Here is a 19,833-nt window from a genome sequence, read left to right as displayed (position 1 = left end):
GAATGCCCCGTCAGATCTCCGAAAGGGAATCTGATGGGGCAGATTTTGTAAAGGAGGGCATGAATGGCAGATAAGCGGGCAGACCAGCTCAAAGAAATCACGGAACGGTTGGAGCAGGGCGTAAAGGACATTTTTACTTCGGAAATGTATACGAAGTACCTGCTCACAATGTCGAAGTTCCATAATTATAGCTTCAATAATACACTGCTGATCGCAATGCAGCGTCCAGATGCTACGTTGGTGGCTGGGTATAACGCATGGAAAAATAAGTTTAACCGCTATGTGAAAAAGGGTGAAAAGGGAATCCAGATCATCGCACCTGCTCCGGTAAAGGAACGGGAAGAGCGGGAGAAAATCGACAAGGACACCGGGCTTACGGTGCTGAATGAGAACGGAGAGCCGGAAATCGAAGTGGTGGAGAGGGTGATTCCCCGGTTCCGGGTAACAACGGTTTTCGATTATGCCCAGACAGACGGAGAGCCGCTCCCTACGCTGGAAGTAAATGAACTGACTGCCCGTGTCAAGGATTATACCCTGCTGAAAGAGGCAATCGAACAGGTATCTCCTGTGCCAATTCGTTTTGGAGAGATCGAGGGCAACGCAAAAGGTTATTACAGCCACGTGGACAAAGAAATCTGTGTTCGTGCCGATATGGGTGAGAGCCAGACCATCAAGACGATGATCCATGAGGTTGCTCATGCCATGCTGCATGACAGCGACCAGATGAAACAGCGCGGCGAGGAAAAAGACCAGCTTACCAAAGAAACAGAAGCGGAAAGCATTGCATTTACGGTTTGCTCGGCACTTGGCATTGATACTTCGGACTACTCGTTCCCGTATGTAGCAAGCTGGGCAAGCGGCAAGGAACTGAAAGAATTGAAAGATTCGATGGATACGATTCGATTGACCGCTGCTAATTTTCTTGAAAAGCTGGAAACGGCGGTAGCAGAAAGGAGTGTGGAGCGCATGACAGCGATGGAATACGCAGAAAAGCTGATTGCGGACAAGGAACAGGATAAAACCATTTTTGACAACAACCAGCGAAATCTCATTGTGAACTTTGCTTACAAGCTGGATGATCGGGCGGCAACGGAAGAACTGGCGAATAATCTGGCGGCTGCGATTGCGGCAGAAAACACGGAAGAAGTCAACCGCCTGATGTGGGAAGCAGAAGAGAAAATCGAAAATCTGCCGGATGGCATGATCGGTCTTTCGGAAATGCACGAATACGGGTATCTGAAAGATGATGTTCTGCCGCTGACAAAGGAAGGCGCACGGGAGTGGCATCGGCTGGGCGAACGGATTTACCCACTGTTTCAGGATGGTACGGCAGGAGATTTCGCCAGTCAGGAAGAAATCGAACAGCATGATGGCATTTTCGGAATCAAGGCTGACGCATGGAGTGCGATTTTGCTGGAAAAAAACGAAGAGTATCTGGAAGATGAATATGCCCGCCCGGACGCTGCATTGGCGGTGATAAGCCGGGAGCAGGCTCTGCGGCTGTTTGATGAGGGCAAGCAGATTTATCTTATCCGTATCAGCCCGTGGCCGGTTCTTGTTACAGGGCGTGAAGAAATCGAGCGTGGAAGTGACTATTTCCAGATTGCCAAGGAAGATTTGGAAAAGGACAAGCAGAAAGCAATGGAAAACAGCGAGAAAGCACCCGTTGAAAAGCTGGCGGCAGACCTTGATGATTTCGCCTTTGACTTCGATTTCTACCACTATAAGGATAGCGTGGAGAATCGAGAGCAGGCGGTTGAAGCACTGAAAGAACAGATTCAGGCTGGGGATATTCAGCCGATCAGGGAATGGCTGCAAGTCGCAGTGGAGGAATCAGAGGGAGAGTCTGCAGAAAAGGCGGCAGAGTTGATAGTTCGGCTGGATACGCTGGTCAAGGAGCAGAAGCTGCTTTCTAGCGGTGAAAAACAGTTTGGCATCTACCAGATCACTGCCCGTGACCCGGAACATGACTACCGCTTTATGAATCTGGATTTTGTAAAACGGCACGGGATGGAAGTAAACCGTGCAGACTATGAACTGGTCTATACCGCGCCTCTTACGGAAAAAGATACGCTGGAAGCCATTTACGAACGGTTCAATATCCAGTGTCCGGCAGACTTTACGGGTCATTCGCTGTCGGTCAGTGATGTGGTGGTACTCAATGATGGCAGTACGGTCAAAGCCTACTATGTGGACAGTATCGGTTTTGCGGAACTGTCGGATTTTTTCAAGGAAAGGAATATGGATTTGCAGAAAGAGAACCTTTTGAACGAAAAATTGCAGGAAATCGAAATCTTTGATAAGCCCGGTCTTTTCAGCAATGGCCGACTGCGGGATGAAGAAGTACCGAAGGGCTTATATCGCTATGATCTGCGCGGCTCGGACTACGACCCCGGCCAGCCCATTACAGTGGAGAAAAATGTGGTGGTGAACCACGCGGCATCTGTTCTTATGGCAGAAGAACTTGACCTTGGCGCAGACGGGCGGCTGGAACTTGGCGAGGAAGGTCTGAACTTCACAGGTGCAGAACTGACCGTGCGAGAGTTTATGGAGGAACAGCAGCAGAAAAGAAGTGGTCTGATCCACGGCGATTCCGACCACATCGCAGTCGAGGGGCATATCGGCACATGGTATGCTGTTGATGAAACGGAAGTCGGCGGCGAGAAGTTCTTCCTGCTGGAGCATGAGGAACACGGCGATATGGCGGCCTGCGTTGCAGTCAATGAGCAGGGCAAACTGGTGGCAGAGGATTTGTGGAACGGCTTCGATGAAGATTTTCAGGAGGCCGTACAGAAATATCTCTCTGAAAAATGGAATATGCCGAAAAAAGAAGATGTGGTGTCGGAGATCATTGAAAAGACTGTGCCTGTGCCGGACAACAGCGCACAGGACTATTCGGATGTGCCTGTTTACTACGAGCCGTTCAGCTATGCCAAAGAAAATGACGAGGTGGATTTATACCGCACATCCTATCGGCTGAACACTGAGTGCAAGCAGGCAATCCATGAAGCGATTGCGGACAACTATGATGGGATGTACCTTGGCGATGGCGCGGTCGATCAGGTGGTGCGGCAGTACGGCATGGAGCGTGTGGGCTACATTCTGGCGAATACTCTGCACCATAAAAGTTACGATGACCGCTTTTCTCACGGCAATAAGGAATGGGCAGAGCAGGTCAGCACCCCGGAGCATAATGCAGACCGCATGACCTTCCGCACAGACTGGGTGGTTGACAACCATCCGGCTATTCTGGATGGCTTTGTGACGATGTACCGAAATGAGCTGGAAGCGCAGAAAAGACAGGAGCAGCCTTTTGTAAAGCAGTTCTATGTGGTCGAAAATCTGCAGGATGCTCCTTTGAAAATTGAGCGGTTCGGAAATCTCGATGATGCAATGTCGCAGTATCAGGCACTTCCGAACCATTACATGAAAGCCTTGGGCGTGGAAAAAAATCCTGATCCTCTGCCGGGTTCACTGGATATTTTACAGTGCAAGAACGGCATTGACACCATCGTAGAGAACTACAAAACGGTTCCGGGCTGGGATAACCAGTATATCCAGAATCATGTTGTCCAGCCGTTACAGGGAGCCTTAGCCGTGCAGGATGTGGAACTGGCCTATGAATTGCCGGATGCCTATTTCCATATCCAGACCTGTGACGATGGTTTCGACTATACCTTATATAATAAGAACTTCACAGAACGGGATGGCGGCATCCTTGAAACGGATGGGGATAAGTCTGTACAAGAAGCCATGACGGAACTGCTTACAGAGTTCGGCTGCAATGCAGAAGAGGGCAGGGTCATGGATGCAGCAGAACTGCGGGAACAAGCTGATACGGTCGCTGAACAGCAGGCAGAAGCTTTGAAAGAAAAGCTGGCGGCAGAGAAGCCCACACCAGAAGCAACCATCAGTTTTTATGTAGCAGAGTGTGCAGAGTTCCCGGTGATGGGGGAGTTCCATGACAATCTGACATTGGAGCAGGCATTGGAAGTCTACGATAAGATTCCGGCAGAGCGGATGAACGGAATCAAGAGCATTGGCTTTTCTCTTGAGGATGGAAGCATCTATTCGGGAATGTTTGACCTGATGGTAGGCGGAGAAGTGCAGGCAGATGTCGTCAACCATATCCAGCATTACCGGGAAAGCCCGCTGGTGCAGAAAGCAATTTCGGATATAAAAACACTTTTGGAAAAGCGGCAGGCAAGCAAGGAGTTGGAAGAACGCCCCAACACCCGGCAGTCTGTCCGTGAAGCGTTGAAGAACCGCAAAAAGGCGCAGGAGCAGCAATCCAATCAGGAACAGGCAAAACCGAAGAAGGCAAAGAAGAAAGGAGAAATGGAACTGTGAGCAAGGTGCATTTTGATGAGAACGAACTGATGATTATGGCAATGTTTGAGCAGGACACGGCTGAAAACACGAAAAAGGAACTGGAAGAGGTTCTTCCTTATGTTGCAGATGATATGGCAGTCAGGCTGCTGGTGGAGCAGGTGATTTCTAAAATGGAAAATCTGCCGGATGAGCAGTTCAAGAATCTGGAACTGGATTTATACAGACCGGATGCCCCGGAAGAGGAGAAAGCGTGATGAGTGCTAATCTTTTTATGATTTACCAGATCAATGATTTGGAAAAGAGCCGGGACTATCGTTGCCGCCCGTATGAGTACCAGATTGAAAACAGCTTTATGGTGACAAGCGAGAACTATGTTCTGGGCTATAAAGCATCTCTGATTCAAGGCGTTACACCGGGGCAGATTCGGGAACGCATGGAAAAGCTGAATCCTGATAGGTTCAGAGTCCGAAAATTCGGTGTCAGTGATGTGATTGTAACATCCATTGGCGGCAAAACGCAGTCCTATTATGTGAATCCAAAGGAACTTATCAAGTTCAATGGCTTTTTCACGAAGCTGCCAAATGGTGAATATCTGCTTCTGAATGAGGAAGGTTATCAGGTGGAGGGGCAGAAAGGAACGTGGACGGTAACAGATGAGAAAACCATAGACGAGCAACGCTTTGTGCTGATGGTGAGTGATCAGAAACCGGACTTGCTGCCAAGCATTGTAGTACAGTCGGATGGAAAATTTATGACAACGACTTCCAGTGGTTTTGATAATGCGACCGTCCGAAAAGTCCGGGAGCTGCTCCACCATGAAAAATTTTTGGAGAATGGCACAGCAGAAAGAGCAAGGGAGTCTGGCACAGAGCAGAACTACAACATGATAGACGGCTGTGTGAACAATGTGCCTAAGAAGCCCAGAGTGATCGGCGGCAGGGTATCTGTTCTGGATCGCCTGCATATCAAACAGGCGGAAAGAGCGCGAAAGGACAATGCGCAGGTTCAGCAGCAGGAACGAACAAGAAAAACTTGAAATTGCAAAAGTGTGTCATAAGAGTTAAATTTTTCAAACACGGAATAGCGGAGTTGATTTTTTAGCGCATAGAGGATATAATATAAATGAGAAAGTAGAAGAATACGAAGAAAGAGCCAAACAATACGAATAGGAGGTGTTATGAATGGCTACGTCGAGTATTTTTACAAACATTGTAATCAATGACCCGAAAAAAGCGGAAAAGTTTATTGATGCACTTGAAACATCCAGCCATGATCCTGCATGGAAGCCGACTTCGCCAGTTAAACCGCCGTTGACTGATATAGAGGCAATCCGTAAACTGATGGCAAAGAGGGTTTCAGCAAAGTGAGTCAGTATAACGCAGTAAACATTTTGGATATGGTAGATGCAATCGGAGAGGATGCCGTCAAAAACATCCTTTCCGATTTTTCGTGCCATAAGAATTTTGAAATTGAAAATTATGTAAAAAAGAATGCTTTAGAATTTGCAAAACGGAAAATGTCAATTACCTATTTGGTGGTTGACGAAGAAGGTAACTTGGTGGCATTTTTCGCTTTGACACATAAAGCGGTGCAACTTACAAATGAGGGCTTATCCGGCTCAATGCGGAAGAAGATAGAGCGACACGCAAAATTGGATGAACAATCTAATACATATATGCTGTCAGCATTCTTGATTGCGCAATTCGGAAAGAATGATCGGTATAAAGAAAAAGTCACTGGCAATGAACTGATGGACATGACCATGAATATTCTGGTGGCAGTTCAGAGAGAAATTGGTGGCGGTGTTGTTTATCTGGAGTGTGAAGAAAGACCGCAGCTATTATCATTTTATGAAAATGAGAAAAACAGATTCCGAGTATTTGGTGAACGCTATTCGGACAAAGACCAGATGAAGTACATCCAGTTGCTGAGACTCTTCTGATATATCCGTAACACTATAAGGGGTGGTTCAATTTGAACCACCTCTTTTTTCTTTGCGGAGAAAAATGCCGCAGAACAAGTTATACATTCTTGTCTGCGGCATTTCTATTAAAGTGTGTGTTCGTCTTTGGTTCGTTTCTGTGTAGAAGGCTGATTTAAGATGCTCGCAACATTAGAGCAGACGGTTTGCAATTCACGATGGTAGTCTTTGAAATACTGATAGGTTTCATATTGTGTGTCCTTCTGCTGTACCAGAAGTTCTTTTTCAGAACGCAGGTCTTTCATAGTTGGAAGTTTCCCGTCTGGTGAATTTTGCTTTAGAAATTGCAACGCTTCTTCATATTTGGCAATCTCATCTGCATGGTTCTGCCGGAAATCCTTTTTATTGGTGGATTTCAGAAAATCAGTGTAGACCGATTTTGTAGAAAGATACTGTCCCAGATAATGAATCTGTTCGTTCACTTTTTTCAGTTTGGCTTCAGTGAGTTTGGCATCGCTGCGGGCTTTTGCCATTTTGGACTGAATCGTATCTGTGGTATCTTGCAATTTTTCCTGAGTATCATACCCATGCTCCTGAATGTAGGCAACAGTTTTAGCCATTTGCTGCAAGTTGCTGATTTTTACTTTCTGGGCATAGGCTCGGCTTTGCTGGGCCTTAATGCAGTTCTGCAAATCAACCACAAGACGCAGGTCGGATTTTATGAACAGAATGGTGATAGGATCGTCCGGCACCCATTGTGCCTGATTCTGTTCAGCGGCGAGTGCATTTTCTTCAAAGAGCTGCAAAAGGTATTCTCGGTCATAGTGGCTTCCCAGTTTCCGGGCAGATATGTACTTCTGCCGATCCGATGTAAGATAGCTGAATCGCTCCCGATGGTCTTTGACCTGTATTCCGTATTCTGCTTTGAGCAGCCGCTGAAATTCTTCAAAAGATTTCGCACGTTCCGCAATGTCGTTGATGGCATTGCGGATTTTTTCTTTGTTGGTTTCAAATTTGGTTTTCATGGGTGCGATGCCTTCTGCCATTATCTCCATGTTGGCCATATCAAGATTTAGCTGTCCTCTGCGCTGGGCATGATATTCCTGCTGTGTGATTTTTTCTGCAGCAGGAGAGAGCAGATCGACCTGATATAATCCCTCACGTTGGCAGATGTCCATAAGAGAACTTTGTAAATGACGGAGATACTCTTTTGTCAGATGGTGCTTATATCCTGCCTTGCAGTCGATGGCACGTTCAGTATAAGGCTGAGAGGCTATATCTTCTTTTCGTAGGCTGTTGATAATGATATGGGTATGGATATTACCGGAGTTGTTGCTGCCGTCTGTATGAGTGCAGACAAGTGCCTGATGCCCAGGAAAATTTGCTTTGGCATATTCCATGCCAATAGCTTGTGCTTGCTCCCCGGTCAAACCATGATCGGCAACATCCATGGGATCGTGGCTGATAATGTAATGGTGGCATTTGATTTCATCATATCTTTGATTTTTATGGTATTGCTGGTTGAGCAATTCACACTCAAGATCGAATGCTTCAGGATTGCAGTTCAATCCATCAAAATAAAACTCATCCCGGAGCATGGAATTGCCGTTTTCATCAAGGATGGGAACGAGGTGAAATTCATCATGCTGGTATTTCAAGTAATCAATAACAGCACCATAGTCAGCGTTTTTTACTGCGAAGTGTTTTAGGATTGCCATAGATTCCTCCCAAGTGAACAATTTCTCGACGGAGTTCCCGAACCTCTGTGATGCACTTTTTAATTTCGTCTACGATACTGACGGTAATTTTTCCACCACTGTGCAAATAGCGGGTAATCTGATTCAGATTGTTTCCGATACCAGCAGCGATTGTAACTAGCTGATGGATTTCTGATGTGTCCGCAACGATGTAATGAGTGCTTGCTGGTGCTTCCTTGAGAAAACACTTTCGGATATATGTGCTGGTGGGTAGTCCTGCACTTTCAGCGTAGCCGGATACGATTTCATATTCCATCTCGCTGCAACGGATATGAATATCGTGGGTTCTCTGAATGGGTTGCTTGTTTTTTGGTCTTGCCATAGTGGTATCCTCCTGTTTTTTTGAGAAAAGATTTATCCCGACAAGCCGTAGGCGGTCGGCTGCGACCACTTTAGTGGAAGCCAGATAGCCAAAATCTGTGATTTTGCGCGTGCCGTGGGAATGGGGAACGGAATCCCCATCAAGATTGCCAGAGAACAAAAATCCCGTAAGGGAGTTTTTGGTCTACGCAGGCGAATCTTGCGCTACTTACGGTGGAAGCCGTAGCCTTACGCATTTTTCGGGTTCTTCTATCTTTAGAATCGGGCGGAGCGTGTTTCGCAAGGTGTTTTTGAAAAAAATCAAAAAAATTTTTGAAATACCTTGCGAAATGACCTTTCTCCAATTCTATAAGTGAAAGAGGCTGACACACCACCCAAAAAACAGAAAGGAATGAGTGAATGACCGAAACAACTGCACGAACCTATCACACCATGGAAAGCCTGCGCCAGATGGCGCAGACCGATCTCCGTAATGTGAACCGCAAGGAACTGGTAGACATCAACGAAGTGGAAATTAGAAAAGACTTGTCGCAGCGGGAGCGGATGGTCGATTTCATTTCGCAGATCAAGAACCCTTATTGCTATCTCGACAAGGGCATGGTAGTGAAGATCAGCTTTGCAGGAGAGAACCGATTAGAGGACACACTGAAAAAATGCGCACGGACGCATCGGAGATAAAAAAGAAGAAAGCAGAAGAAAATTTACACTTTAACACATTAAAGCGTTGACATAGACCGCGAAATATGAGATAATGGCTTTGGGTCAAAACAGAATATGCTAACTAAAGCCGATAATTTTCTTGGTTTATTGTCAGAACGACAAATAGATTAAGGAGGTTATCGGCTTTTTATGTTTTTTCAGGAAAATGGACAATATCGCTGTGCTGCGTATCTTCGATTGTCACGTTCGGACGGCGATCAGCAGGAAAGCAACAGCATCAAAAATCAAAGAGCCTTACTGAACGATTATCTGGGAAAGCACCCGGAACTGCATAAGGTCGATGAGTATGTAGACGATGGATACAGCGGTACGAATTTTGAACGCCCGGATTTCAAACGGATGATGCAGGACATTGAGAATCGGAAAATCAACTGTATCATCGTCAAGGACTTATCACGATTCGGCAGAAACTACATTGAAACAGGACGTTATCTGGAAAGAATCTTTCCATTTATGGGAGTCCGCTTCATCGCCATCAATGATCATTATGATAGTGCAGAAGAAAATGATGATAAGGGACGTATCCTGATTCCGTTCAACAATCTTATCAACGACACCTATTGCCGGGACATTTCCATGCGTGTCCGAAGCCACTTGGATGTAAAACGGAAGGAAGGACAATTCATCGGCAGTTTTGCAGGATACGGGTATCAGAAAGACCCGAAAGACAAAAACCATCTGATTATAGATGAATACGCGGCGGGCATCGTGCAGGAAATATTCAAGCTGAAGCTCAACGGGATGAGCGCACAGCACATTGCAAATCATCTGAATGAATTGGGAGTTCTGCCACCAAATGAGTATAAGCGGGCCAGCGGATTCAATTATACTTGCGGGTTTCGAGCGGGACTAAACCAAAAATGGACAGTGGTATCGGTCAATCGGATTCTGAAGAATGAATCCTATACTGGAACCTTGATTCAAGGCAAACGTCGGAAAATCAACTACAAAATAAAAAAGAGTCAGGATGTTGGGACTGAAAACTGGATTCGTGTCGAGGGAACACATGACGCGATTATCAGTAGAGGTGAGTTCCAACAGGTGCAGCAGTTGATGGAGTTGGATACGCGCACTTCGCCCAGTCAGAAAACAGTTTATCCTTTATCGGGTTTTCTGCGCTGTGCCGACTGTGGGCAGAACATGATTCGACGCACGGTGACGAAGAAAGGAAAGAAATATCAATACTATCACTGTTCTACCTATAAGAATGGCGGAGATTGCACTCCGCACATGATAAACGGTGAGAAGCTGGAAGGAAGTGTTTTGGCGGCAATCCGGCATCAGGTTGCACTTCTTGTTGAAGCAGAGCAGGTGTTATCTCATGCAGACCTGGCAAGCGGTGAACAGATTGGCGTGAAAATTTTGGATGGACAAATCAATGCGCTGGAAGCGGAATTGGAACGATACCGTAATTTGAAAGTTCGGCTGTATCAGGATTTCTGCGATGATGTTGTCAGCAAGGAAGAGTACAGTGAGATGAATGCCCGGTTTGCGCAGAAGATAAAAGAGGCGCAAGACAAAATTCAGGCGATTCAGGATAAAAAGCAGGAGGCAGTCAAGCATGATACGATGCTTCCCGGCTGGTTGGAAGAACTGAAACAGTACCAGCACATTAAAACGCTGGAACGGCGGGTGGTAGTAGAACTGATCGACCATATCGACATTCATAGTAAGGAAGAAATTGAAATTCACTTCTGCTTTGAGGACGAACTACACAGCATTACAGAAAAATTCATGGAATATCAGGCACATAACGGGAAAGAGGTGGCAGAAGAATGAGATGGGTAAGCTACACAAGGTCAATCTCCAGCAGAATCGGAGAAGAAAATCCTGCCAATACGATTGCAGAACAGAATGCAAATATTGAACAATACTTGAAAAATAAAGGGTACAGAATATCGGAAAAGTACAGTGACCGCAAGAGATCGGCAGAAGCAGCCGATGGTTTTGATCGAATGGTGCAGGACGGCATGACACAAAAATTCGATGCGGTTGCCGTTGATTCCATCTTCCGTTTTGGCAAGACATTGCCATTTGCCATTGAGGTATTACAGAAAACTTTTTATCCGGTTGGTATTCAGTTTGCTGTTGTTGAGGATGATTTTTGCAGTACAGACCGAACAGCAGACGAAGTGGAACAGTATTTTAAGGAAAAAGTCATTGAGAAAATCCGATTTGAATTTATGGCGAGCCGACAAGATAGCTTTGAGAAAGGAGTGCTGACACATCGGCAGGCAAAGTATGGCTATGACATATCAGAAGATCGTAGGAGCTTTGTGCTTGATTCGGAAAGCGCATACATTGTGAAACTGATTTTTCAGATGTATCTGGAAGGAATGACGCTTCAAGAAATCGGAGCGGCATTGGACGCACAAAATGTCCCATCGCCGCAAATTCAGATGACTCGAAATAAAAAGGTGACGAGGAAAACAAAATGGCCTGTCACGACAATTCGCTCTATTCTGGTGAATCCACTCTATATTGGAAAGCTCACATTGAAGCTGTCCGGTGCTGAGAAGAAGATGGAAGTTCCACCAATCGTATCAGAGGAAGATTTTCAAAAGGTGCAGGAAAGAATCAATGATTCGGTTAAACTTCCTGCTCCTAAACGGAGATCAACGCCCAATATCCTTATCAAGAAAATATATGACCGGGCAAGTGGAGAACGCTTGTTGTGCAGAACGACTGAGGACGAAACAAGGCAGATATATTCTTTTGACAGAAAATGTAAGTGCTTTAGTGGAAAAGCACCCTATATTGAAAGCACTGAAGTTTTTGATGTGATTCGATTTTCATTAAAAACAGCGCAGGAGCAGGCAAGATATATTGGCAGATTACTGGAATCGGACAAAGATGAAGTTAAGCGATGCCAGAATATTGCACTTAACCCTTATCGGGAACAGGCAAGAACACTTATGGATACTCTGTTTACGACAATACTTCGTACAATTCTCTCAAAGATTTTTGAAGCATTGACTGGAAGCGTTGGAAATCTTGTGGCACTTGAATCCAACGATAGGGTGTACAAGACTTTCAGAAAAATATGGTTCGTTAATTTTTGGCTGGTATCTTTTTCTTGTGCGGCACTCTTTGCTCTTGTGAATCCGTTTATAACTCTTTGGGTTGGAGAATCGTATCTGCTGGAAGAGAAGGTTGTGTTCATTGTTTGCCTGAACTTGTACATGCGACTCATCAGAAATACATTTTTGACATTCAATGATACATATGGCATGTTTAAGCAGCTGAAGCCGAAGTGTATTGCGGAAGCTATTATTAATTTAACTGTATCGCTACTTTTCGTTGGACCGATGAAGATGGGAATATATGGAGTCCTGCTTGGCACATTTGTAAGTAATATTACAACAAATTTCTGGTACGAGCCGTATTTGCTTTTTAAAAAGTTTGGGGTCAGCCTGAAAAAGTATTTCCTGTTGTTCGGAGAATACATTCTATTGACAGCGATAAGTGCGGGCACGATGTTCTGGATTTGTAACTATGTGATTGCTTTGAGTGGTTGGATTGGCTTTTTCCTTAAAGTTGCGGTTACATGCATCTGCATTAACTTGTTCTATATTGTAGTTTTTGCAAGAACTGATGAGTTTAAATACTTTTTAGGAATTGTCAAAGCGAAAATTAAAAGGTAAAGACAAATGGAAAACGGTAACAGAACGCAATCAGTTGATATTGCAAAAGGAATTTTAATTATATTAGTGGTTGTTGCGCATGCACAAGCGGACATAGTTCACGATATTATCTTTATATTCCACATGCCACTTTTCTTCGTGATTTCTGGCTTTCTCATAAGACAAGAGAAATTATTAAAGACTGGGTATGTGAGGGGAAAGATTAAGCATCTGATAATTCCGTACATGATATATTTAATGCTTGATATGCTGCTTGTACGAAAGACACTCTCTGTACATGACTGGATGTATGCTCTTTGGGGCGGTCGAGCAGTAACGGGGGTTTACTGGTACATAACCTGTTTCCTCTTTACGCTGTTTTTGCTTTCTACTTTATTAAAGAAATTTTCCGATAGAACCATAAAGAGCATTGCTCTAATCGGGGGGGGGATATCGGTAATCGAATCACATCTTATTGACAAGATTCATTTGCTACAATCACCGGGTGTTCCGTGGAACTTAGACGTATCCCTAATGGCACTTATCTATTTAAGCATCGGATTTTTTTATAAAGATAAGATCAAACAGCTATCAGAATTTGAATCGAGAAAATATGATTTGGCAGCAGGAGCTGTTGCCGTTGCTTTGGTTATATTCTGCTGGTTTATTTACACAGACGGTAATAGGCTTTACTATTTCGATATGAAGCCTGTGTATTACAAAGAACTTATATCGGCAGCATTGATTCCATGTGCATTTGGAATGGTATTTGCAAGGATAATTTATTGGATGGAAAAAATCAACTGGCTTGATGGCCTGAATCGTTTCTTTGCACTTTGCGGGCAAGCAACTATTCCGATCATGTTTATGCATATCCCATTGAATCATTGGAAAGACGCTTTTGAATATGGCAGAGTTATGTATGTGGTAATTGGTATTGGCATTCCTATAGTATTTACATTGATTTTCAATAAGTATAAAGCCATGAGAAAACTGTTCGGATTGCCCAAATTGTGATATACTGGGAGCGGAAGCTCCCTACGCTGCTCGTAATAATCACACACCTCTCCGTGGTGAGCAGCAGGCAACGATTTAAGAATGTATGGTTCGATGATCGGCGAAGATGTGCGAAAAAGAAAATTGAAAATGTAAGGCGGTGTGATGTATGACACGAAAAGAATTCTTACAACATTATTGGCGTTATTATCTTGTGTTAGAAGAAAAGTTTAAAAACACATTGAATTACATTGAGTTGGATTGGCAAAACGCAGGAACCTTTTCTAATGAGTATGCTCTGTTGTTGCAATCAATTGGAGCAGAATTAGATAATTTCTTTAAGGTGTATTGTGGGTTTGCAGCTGAAGATCGAAAAAACATGAATGATTATTGCACCTTTGTGTTAAATGATTATTCTGATATTGTGAATCAGAAAATTCTGATTCCAGAGCGTGATATGGAATTTCTGCCATATCAGGGCTGGAGTGCGGCAAATCCAGCACAGTCACTTACATTTTGGGATGGATTTTGTAAGATTAAACATAGTCGTTATGCAAATATACAGATGGCTAATCAAAAGAATGTTCTTTATGCATTAGGCGCTTTATATTTGCTTGAGATGAAATACTTAAGCAAGATTGCAAACTCTAATGAGCCAGATGTTCCGAACAAAAAATCGGAATTGTTTGAGCTTGACAACTGGACATATCACTTTACTCCAATGGGGGAAATGTTTGCTTGCATAGATGGTGAAATATGCCAAATAATCGATGATGAAAACTAACATTGCCCTCACCTAAACACAGTGCTATACCAAAATCACAATACATAACAGAAAGGTTGATACCCTATGCCCAGAACAAAAGGCAGCAAAAACCGTCCAAAAACCAATAACGACTACGCATCCCAAATAGCTGAAAAACAAGAACAAATCACAACCTTAACCACCGAGATCGTATCCATCCAGAAAACAATTGAAGAGCAGAAGAACGCTCTGAAAGAGAAGAAGACTACTCTTAAGAAGGCCGAAAAAGAAGTGGCATCCCTGGAAGCGAAGAAGGCAAAGGCAGATGCTAAGGCCGCTGAAGAAGCTAAGAAGGCTGAAGCCGAGAGTGTACTGAAGAAGCTGCTGGCAAGTGGCATGAGTGCAGATGAGATTCTGGAAAAGCTGAAATAACAAGAACCCAAGAAAAATAAATGCCGTGTGGACAAACTGAACTCCAGGAGTTCACACGGTATTGTTTGAAGATTGCCGTATAGTTTATAACGAAAATAAAAGAAAACATAATTATAAGAAATGGAGCGTGAAAGAAATGAACTTATCAAAAATACATCATATTGCAATTATCGTATCTGACTACGAAGCCGCAAAGGATTTCTATGTGAACAAGCTGGGCTTCTCTGTTATCAGAGAAAACTACCGTCCAGAGCGTAAAGATTGGAAGCTAGATCTGCGTGTTAACGAACACACAGAGCTGGAGATTTTTGCAGAAGAAAACCCGCCGAAGCGTGTGAACCGCCCGGAGGCCTGTGGGCTGCGTCACCTTGCATTTTGTGTGGAGAGCGTGGAGCAGACAGTGAATGAGTTGACAGAGGTAGGAATTGAATGTGAGCCAATTCGTGTGGATGATTACACCGGCAAGAAGATGACTTTCTTCCATGACCCGGACGGATTGCCGTTGGAGCTGCACGAGTAAAATGAAGAAAACAAGAAAACCAGGCGGTGGCCGGAAGAAGTTGAAGCCAGAGTACGATGCCGGGAAAAATCTGAAAGAGCAGATGGAAAGTGCTGTGGCACTTTATGATTCTGAGATGTCCTTGCAGGCCATCGGCGATGAGCTGGGATTAAATCCCATCAAGGTACGGAAGCTGCTTATCACGGCAGGTGTGTATGAATCGGAGGTGGCGGAAAAAGTAAAAAACACTTTTGAAGAATACCGAGAAACACAGGACTACAAAACCGCCATCCTCTCAACCGCAAATACTCTTCAACTCTCCAAAGCTTCCGTCACCTCGTACCTGCCATATCGGAAAGGTGTGTACTTCCCAAGCACAGCAGAAAAAGAGAAGATCAGTGTCGGAGCAGAGCGGCAGCGGAGATACAGAGCGATGAAGCGGTGGAGAACTCATCCGACAGAAGAGAACTTCTGGGGAGTGGTTCTGGCTTATGCTGGTGTGAAATTCAAAACTTATTCTGGATTACCATTCTCTTACGAAATTAAAAAAGGCAGGAACGGCGAGTACACAAAAGAGCTGTGGATCGACAGACGGGAGAAGAGCAAGAGTTTGGCATGGAGTTCTATAGTTTTGGCACTGGGAAATATAAAAGAAGAAGTAGTAGACCGCCCGAAAGCTCTGGGTGATATCCGGGGAGTGACTTACATCTACGGAATATTCTATCGGTTCGGGCTGATTGATGTGCCAGACGAGGTAAAGGAGAAGATGGGACATCCCAAAAACCGCAAAAAATAGGTTGCTATGTACAGAGGTGTGCGGTAATATGTGCCGTAATTGAGGATATGAATCTTAGTTGGGAAGGATGGTAGCATTATAGAAAAATTGAAAGAAATGCTGGAGGAGTACATGAAGAAAACGAAGCCGGAATATTATTCGCCGGTGGAGAATCTGCTGGATCTGATCTACGAGCATTACACGGAGAATAATCCAGTAGAGAAAAACACAGTTGCCGGGAAAGCAGCAAAGGCCAAGGAAAAGGAACTGGAAGAGTGGCTGCGTGGGCTAGATGGTATGGATAGGTTGGTAGATGACTACGTCGGAGATAAGATTCCGCTTTGGGAGAAGATCATGGACCGGCAGGGAACGGTGTGCTGTGCATGGGAGAAGACCGCTTTTGAGGAAGGACTGAAAGTCGGGATACGACTTATGATGGAAGTGTATAGTTTGTAACGAAAATAAAATGAACTCCTGAAGTTCAAAAAAGCCCTCGCTTGTTGCGGCGAGGGCGTGTGTTCTTATTTTTCAGGCTTTTCAGCTTTTTTCTTCTTCGGTGCAATTTTGTGGCCGGAGTAGATTGCCATGCCCATGCAGATCAGAGAGCCACAAGCGAAATACTTGTGAGCTTGCATCAGCTTCTTGCAGCCTGTGTAGAAGCACCCTGCCATGCAGGCAAGTGCGCCGAGTGACCAATATTTATGTGCTTTCATTTTGTGTGTCCTCCTTATCTTCTTTCCGTATTCTGAGCAGTTCCTCTATTTCCATTTTACTCGCTAAACGTACCGCTGACTTCTCTTTATAAGTTTGTGCTCCGCAGTCAGGGCATCGATCTGGCAGTTTCTCAGCAGAGAAGCAGTAGCGGCAGGCATCGCAAAAATAGTAATTCAAGTCATATTCACCTCAATCTCTATTATATCCTCAAAAGCAATAATAGTCGGCAGTTCTTTGCCGGTATCATTTATAAATCCTGTGTAAATTCGCAGTTCTTTGTTTATCGTATCCACAGCATCCAGCACTCCGACTACATCCTCATAATAGCCGTCCGTGAAATATCTAATTGTGACCTTTTGTCCCTTCCGAAGTTGGCTGATCTTTTGGCTTAGAGCTTCCTTACCTTCTTCAGACAGTTCGATTCTATTTCCTTTAAGGTGATCCCTGCCCTCAGATGCAATCTCATCCTCATAGCCTCGTAAGGCAGCAAAAGGAGAGAAGATTTTAGCCCGATTTGATATCGGCATCCGGGGATGATCGTGCGGTGGCTCCGGACGGGAAGCGTGGAGTATCTTGCCATACTTATTTTGGACGGCTCTGCCTTCCGGCGTGTTCTTGTAGTCCATGTTCTCCCTCCTTATTTAGCCTTGTGGCCGCCTATCTGCTGATTTCTCTCCCTCATCGTAGCGCCGTCCAGATAGTTGGTTCCTTTCAGAACGGCATTCTTGCCGAACTTCTTCTTGAGTCCCAGCATCGCATTCTGCAGCTTTTTCTCTTTTTCCAGCTTGGTGGTGTCCGTGAATAGGTCGACTTGGAAGAATCCCTCATTTTTGACCACACGGTTGGCAGCGATTGTGATCCGTCTTACCGTCAGGGTTTTATCCGCTATTCTCTCAAACAGCTCCGTTGTGGCGGAGATCAGGATACTGCCGAGGTTGGTCGGGGTATCCAGCTTCGTACTGCCGTGAGCACCCTTCGGAACGGTGCGGCCGTAGTGATCGATGTGTACCGGACCTTTGTACTTTCCGCTGTCACAGTTTTCCCGGTCATAGCCCACATCCAACGTCAGGCTATCCGTAACCAGTCCTTTATCTGTTAATTGCAATACTAAGCTGTCAGCCATCTCCATGACGATGATTCTGGCTTTGTCGTATGGGTAAGGGCAGGAAAGTACCTGCCCTTCGGAGATACTGTTGGTGCTGGGTTTGTAGGCTTTGATCTCTTTCATGCCGCAGGGTTCCAGGCCCCAGGCATGGTCGATCAGCAGTTCAGCATCAACGCCGAATTCCCTATATAAGATATCCTGATTGACGGTGCTGAAATAGGCCAGTTCGCCCATCGTATGGATGCCGTGCTTTTCTAGCCGCTTGACGGTGCCGGGGCCGGTCATCCAGAAGTCTGTGAGCGGCTTGTGATCCCAGAGGAGATAACGGAAACTCTCTTCATCCAGTTCGGCGATGCGGACCCCATCCTTGTCCGGCGCAGCGTGCTTGGCGGTGATGTCCATTGCCAGCTTTGCCAAATATAGATTGGTACCAATCCCGGCGGTGGCTGTGATGCCAGTCGTATACAGCACTTCCCGGATCATTGTCATGGCAAGGTCGTGTGCTGTCATATTGTAGTGGGATAAGTACGAGGTGGCATCGATGAACACCTCGTCGATACTGTAAACCACGATGTCCTCCGGGGCAATATACTTGAGATAGATGCCATAGATCTGCCGCGACACCTTTTCATAATATGCCATCCGGGGCGGTGCAACAAGGTAAGAGAGTTCGAGCGACGGGTCGGCGGCAAGGGATAAGGAATCATAGGAGGCAGAGGAGAAGGATGGCTTACCGTCCCTATACACAGCTTTTTTAAATCGTACTGCTTCCCTTAACCGATTCACATTGACCTCTTTGACCTTCTGCATGACCTCAAATAGTCTTGCGCGCCCCGGAATCCCATAGGCTTTCAGGGAAGGAGACACAGCGAGACAGATGGTTTTCTCAGTGCGGGAGGAATCCGCCACGACCAGATTTGTGGTAAGCGGGTCGAGGTGTCGAGCGGCGCATTCCGCACTCGCGTAATAGCTTTTAAGATCTATTGCAAGAAATGTGCGTTGCATCGTGTGTTTTCCTCCTTTCTGACAGCGTTCTTGTTATATTGTTGCGGATCGTACTGGTCCATTTCTTCGTAGCTTCAAATGTGGCAAGATACAGTGCCTTTAATAGAGCTGTATCGCTTGGAAATACGCTTCTCTGGCGATTCAGTTTCCGGTAGGTAGAATTCAGGGATTCAATAGCATTTGTAGTATAAATCACCGTTCTGACCGTCGTTGAAAATTTAAAGATCGGCGAGATTGCGTCCCAGTTATCCTTCCAGCGCTTCATGGAATTCGGATATTTCGGTGTCCATTTTTCTGTTACACGCTCTAAGGCTGCCAGAGCCTTCTTTTCATCTGTGGCCTGATAAATGGTTTTCAGATCCGTAGCGAAGGCTTTTCTGTCTTTATCCGGGACATATTTCAACGTGTTTCTTACCTGGTGTACAATACAGCGCTGGTATTCCGTCTTTGGAAAAGCTGCTGCGATCGCTTCTTTGATTCCGGTTAAACCATCGGCACAGATGATTAATACATCTTTGACACCACGATTTTTCAGTTCATTCATAATGGAAAGCCAGTATTTTGCGCTTTCGTTATCGCCAACACTGATGGTTAAAACTTCTTTTTTTCCTTCCGTGTTGATTCCCAGAATCACGTAAGCAGCAAGCTTTCGGATCACGCCATTATCCCTTACAGAATAATGGATTGCATCAATGTAGAGAATGGGATAGACCTCGTCCAGTGGCCGGTTCTGCCAGTCTTCGATCTGTGGCAGGATCTTATCAGTCACATCAGAAATAAAGCTTTCAGAAGTTTCAAAGCCATAAATATCTTCGATGGTTTCGGAAATCTGCCGGGTAGTCATTCCTTTGGCATACATGGAAATGATCTTCTGATCAATATCGGAAA

Annotated in this window: 20 protein-coding genes; 14 read left to right on the top strand and 6 right to left on the bottom strand. The window is 45.0% G+C overall.

The window, feature by feature from the left end; all coding sequences use genetic code 11:
- Positions 1-63: 63 nt before the first annotated feature.
- The 5 genes from DWX00_RS18520 to DWX00_RS18500 all read left to right on the top strand — a co-directional run bounded on the left by DWX00_RS18520 (position 64) and on the right by DWX00_RS18500 (position 6,274).
- Positions 64-4,350: a DUF3849 domain-containing protein gene (locus tag DWX00_RS18520; RefSeq protein ID WP_118595982.1), complete on the top strand. Its 4,287-nt coding sequence runs from the start codon at positions 64-66 to the stop codon at positions 4,348-4,350.
- Entirely contained in the window at positions 4,347-4,586 is a 240-nt protein-coding gene (locus DWX00_RS18515; protein WP_118595981.1) for a transposon-transfer assisting family protein, read from the top strand. The genes DWX00_RS18520 and DWX00_RS18515 overlap by 4 nt, the downstream gene beginning before the upstream one ends.
- Positions 4,586-5,368 carry a YodL domain-containing protein gene (locus DWX00_RS18510; protein WP_118595980.1) on the top strand — a complete coding sequence of 261 codons (783 nt, stop codon included), beginning with the start codon at positions 4,586-4,588 and terminating at the stop codon, positions 5,366-5,368. The genes DWX00_RS18515 and DWX00_RS18510 overlap by 1 nt, the downstream gene beginning before the upstream one ends.
- A gap of 145 nt (positions 5,369-5,513) precedes the next feature.
- Complete coding sequence (locus DWX00_RS18505; protein WP_118552718.1) at positions 5,514-5,699, top strand: hypothetical protein; 186 nt, start codon at positions 5,514-5,516, stop codon at positions 5,697-5,699.
- Positions 5,696-6,274, top strand: coding sequence for a GNAT family acetyltransferase (locus tag DWX00_RS18500; protein ID WP_118552717.1), 579 nt, complete (start codon positions 5,696-5,698; stop codon positions 6,272-6,274). The genes DWX00_RS18505 and DWX00_RS18500 overlap by 4 nt, the downstream gene beginning before the upstream one ends.
- A 107-nt stretch (positions 6,275-6,381) precedes the next feature.
- Here DWX00_RS18500 and DWX00_RS18495 read toward each other — a convergent pair whose 3' ends face one another.
- Together DWX00_RS18495 and DWX00_RS18490 are read right to left on the bottom strand one after the other, a co-directional pair.
- On the bottom strand, positions 6,382-7,971 hold the full coding sequence (locus DWX00_RS18495) for a relaxase/mobilization nuclease domain-containing protein (RefSeq protein ID WP_118595979.1): 1,590 nt from the start codon (positions 7,969-7,971) through the stop codon (positions 6,382-6,384).
- Positions 7,934-8,332 carry a plasmid mobilization protein gene (locus DWX00_RS18490; RefSeq protein ID WP_118595978.1) on the bottom strand — a complete coding sequence of 133 codons (399 nt, stop codon included), beginning with the start codon at positions 8,330-8,332 and terminating at the stop codon, positions 7,934-7,936. Before DWX00_RS18490 ends, DWX00_RS18495 begins: the two co-directional genes overlap by 38 nt.
- A 398-nt stretch (positions 8,333-8,730) precedes the next feature.
- On the opposite strand from DWX00_RS18490, the gene DWX00_RS18485 reads away from it, so the two are divergent.
- The 9 genes from DWX00_RS18485 (at position 8,731) to DWX00_RS18445 (ending at position 16,577) form a co-directional block, all read left to right on the top strand.
- Entirely contained in the window at positions 8,731-9,009 is a 279-nt protein-coding gene (locus DWX00_RS18485) for a DUF6870 family protein (protein WP_242699444.1), read from the top strand.
- Positions 9,010-9,180: 171 nt separating this feature from the next.
- Positions 9,181-10,830 carry a recombinase family protein gene (locus tag DWX00_RS18480; protein WP_118595977.1) on the top strand — a complete coding sequence of 550 codons (1,650 nt, stop codon included), beginning with the start codon at positions 9,181-9,183 and terminating at the stop codon, positions 10,828-10,830.
- Entirely contained in the window at positions 10,827-12,695 is a 1,869-nt protein-coding gene (locus DWX00_RS18475; RefSeq protein ID WP_118595976.1) for a recombinase family protein, read from the top strand. The genes DWX00_RS18480 and DWX00_RS18475 overlap by 4 nt, the downstream gene beginning before the upstream one ends.
- A gap of 6 nt (positions 12,696-12,701) precedes the next feature.
- Positions 12,702-13,691, top strand: coding sequence for an acyltransferase family protein (locus tag DWX00_RS18470; protein WP_118595975.1), 990 nt, complete (start codon positions 12,702-12,704; stop codon positions 13,689-13,691).
- Positions 13,692-13,839: 148 nt separating this feature from the next.
- A complete protein-coding gene (locus tag DWX00_RS18465) occupies positions 13,840-14,454 on the top strand; it encodes a hypothetical protein (protein WP_118595974.1) in 615 nt (204 codons plus the stop codon).
- A 66-nt stretch (positions 14,455-14,520) separates the two neighbouring features.
- Positions 14,521-14,847, top strand: a complete 327-nt coding sequence (locus DWX00_RS18460) for a hypothetical protein (RefSeq protein ID WP_118595973.1) — start codon at positions 14,521-14,523, stop codon at positions 14,845-14,847.
- Between the two features lie 136 nt (positions 14,848-14,983).
- Complete coding sequence (gloA2, locus tag DWX00_RS18455; RefSeq protein WP_117497672.1) at positions 14,984-15,367, top strand: SMU1112c/YaeR family gloxylase I-like metalloprotein; 384 nt, start codon at positions 14,984-14,986, stop codon at positions 15,365-15,367.
- A 1-nt stretch (position 15,368) separates the two neighbouring features.
- Complete coding sequence (locus DWX00_RS20235; protein ID WP_243038056.1) at positions 15,369-16,142, top strand: hypothetical protein; 774 nt, start codon at positions 15,369-15,371, stop codon at positions 16,140-16,142.
- 111 nt (positions 16,143-16,253) lie between these two features.
- Positions 16,254-16,577, top strand: coding sequence for a hypothetical protein (locus DWX00_RS18445; RefSeq protein ID WP_147398283.1), 324 nt, complete (start codon positions 16,254-16,256; stop codon positions 16,575-16,577).
- Positions 16,578-16,642: 65 nt separating this feature from the next.
- Here DWX00_RS18445 and DWX00_RS18440 read toward each other — a convergent pair whose 3' ends face one another.
- From DWX00_RS18440 to DWX00_RS18425, 4 genes are all read right to left on the bottom strand, one after another.
- Positions 16,643-16,834, bottom strand: coding sequence for a DUF6219 family protein (locus tag DWX00_RS18440; RefSeq protein ID WP_118595971.1), 192 nt, complete (start codon positions 16,832-16,834; stop codon positions 16,643-16,645).
- 174 nt (positions 16,835-17,008) lie between these two features.
- Positions 17,009-17,461 carry a YolD-like family protein gene (locus tag DWX00_RS18435; RefSeq protein ID WP_118595970.1) on the bottom strand — a complete coding sequence of 151 codons (453 nt, stop codon included), beginning with the start codon at positions 17,459-17,461 and terminating at the stop codon, positions 17,009-17,011.
- Positions 17,462-17,472: 11 nt separating this feature from the next.
- Complete coding sequence (locus tag DWX00_RS18430) at positions 17,473-18,945, bottom strand: Y-family DNA polymerase (RefSeq protein ID WP_118595969.1); 1,473 nt, start codon at positions 18,943-18,945, stop codon at positions 17,473-17,475.
- Positions 18,914-19,833: IS256 family transposase (locus DWX00_RS18425; protein WP_243038055.1), on the bottom strand; the 920-nt coding region annotated here is incomplete at its 5' end. The genes DWX00_RS18430 and DWX00_RS18425, both read right to left, overlap by 32 nt.

The sequence above is a fragment of the Blautia sp. AF17-9LB genome (assembly GCF_003479185.1).
In the GTDB taxonomy this organism is placed as follows: Bacteria; Bacillota; Clostridia; order Lachnospirales; family Lachnospiraceae; genus Fusicatenibacter; species Fusicatenibacter saccharivorans.
Note: the sequence above shows the minus strand (reverse complement) of the source record. Positions and strands in the feature narration are given on the sequence as shown.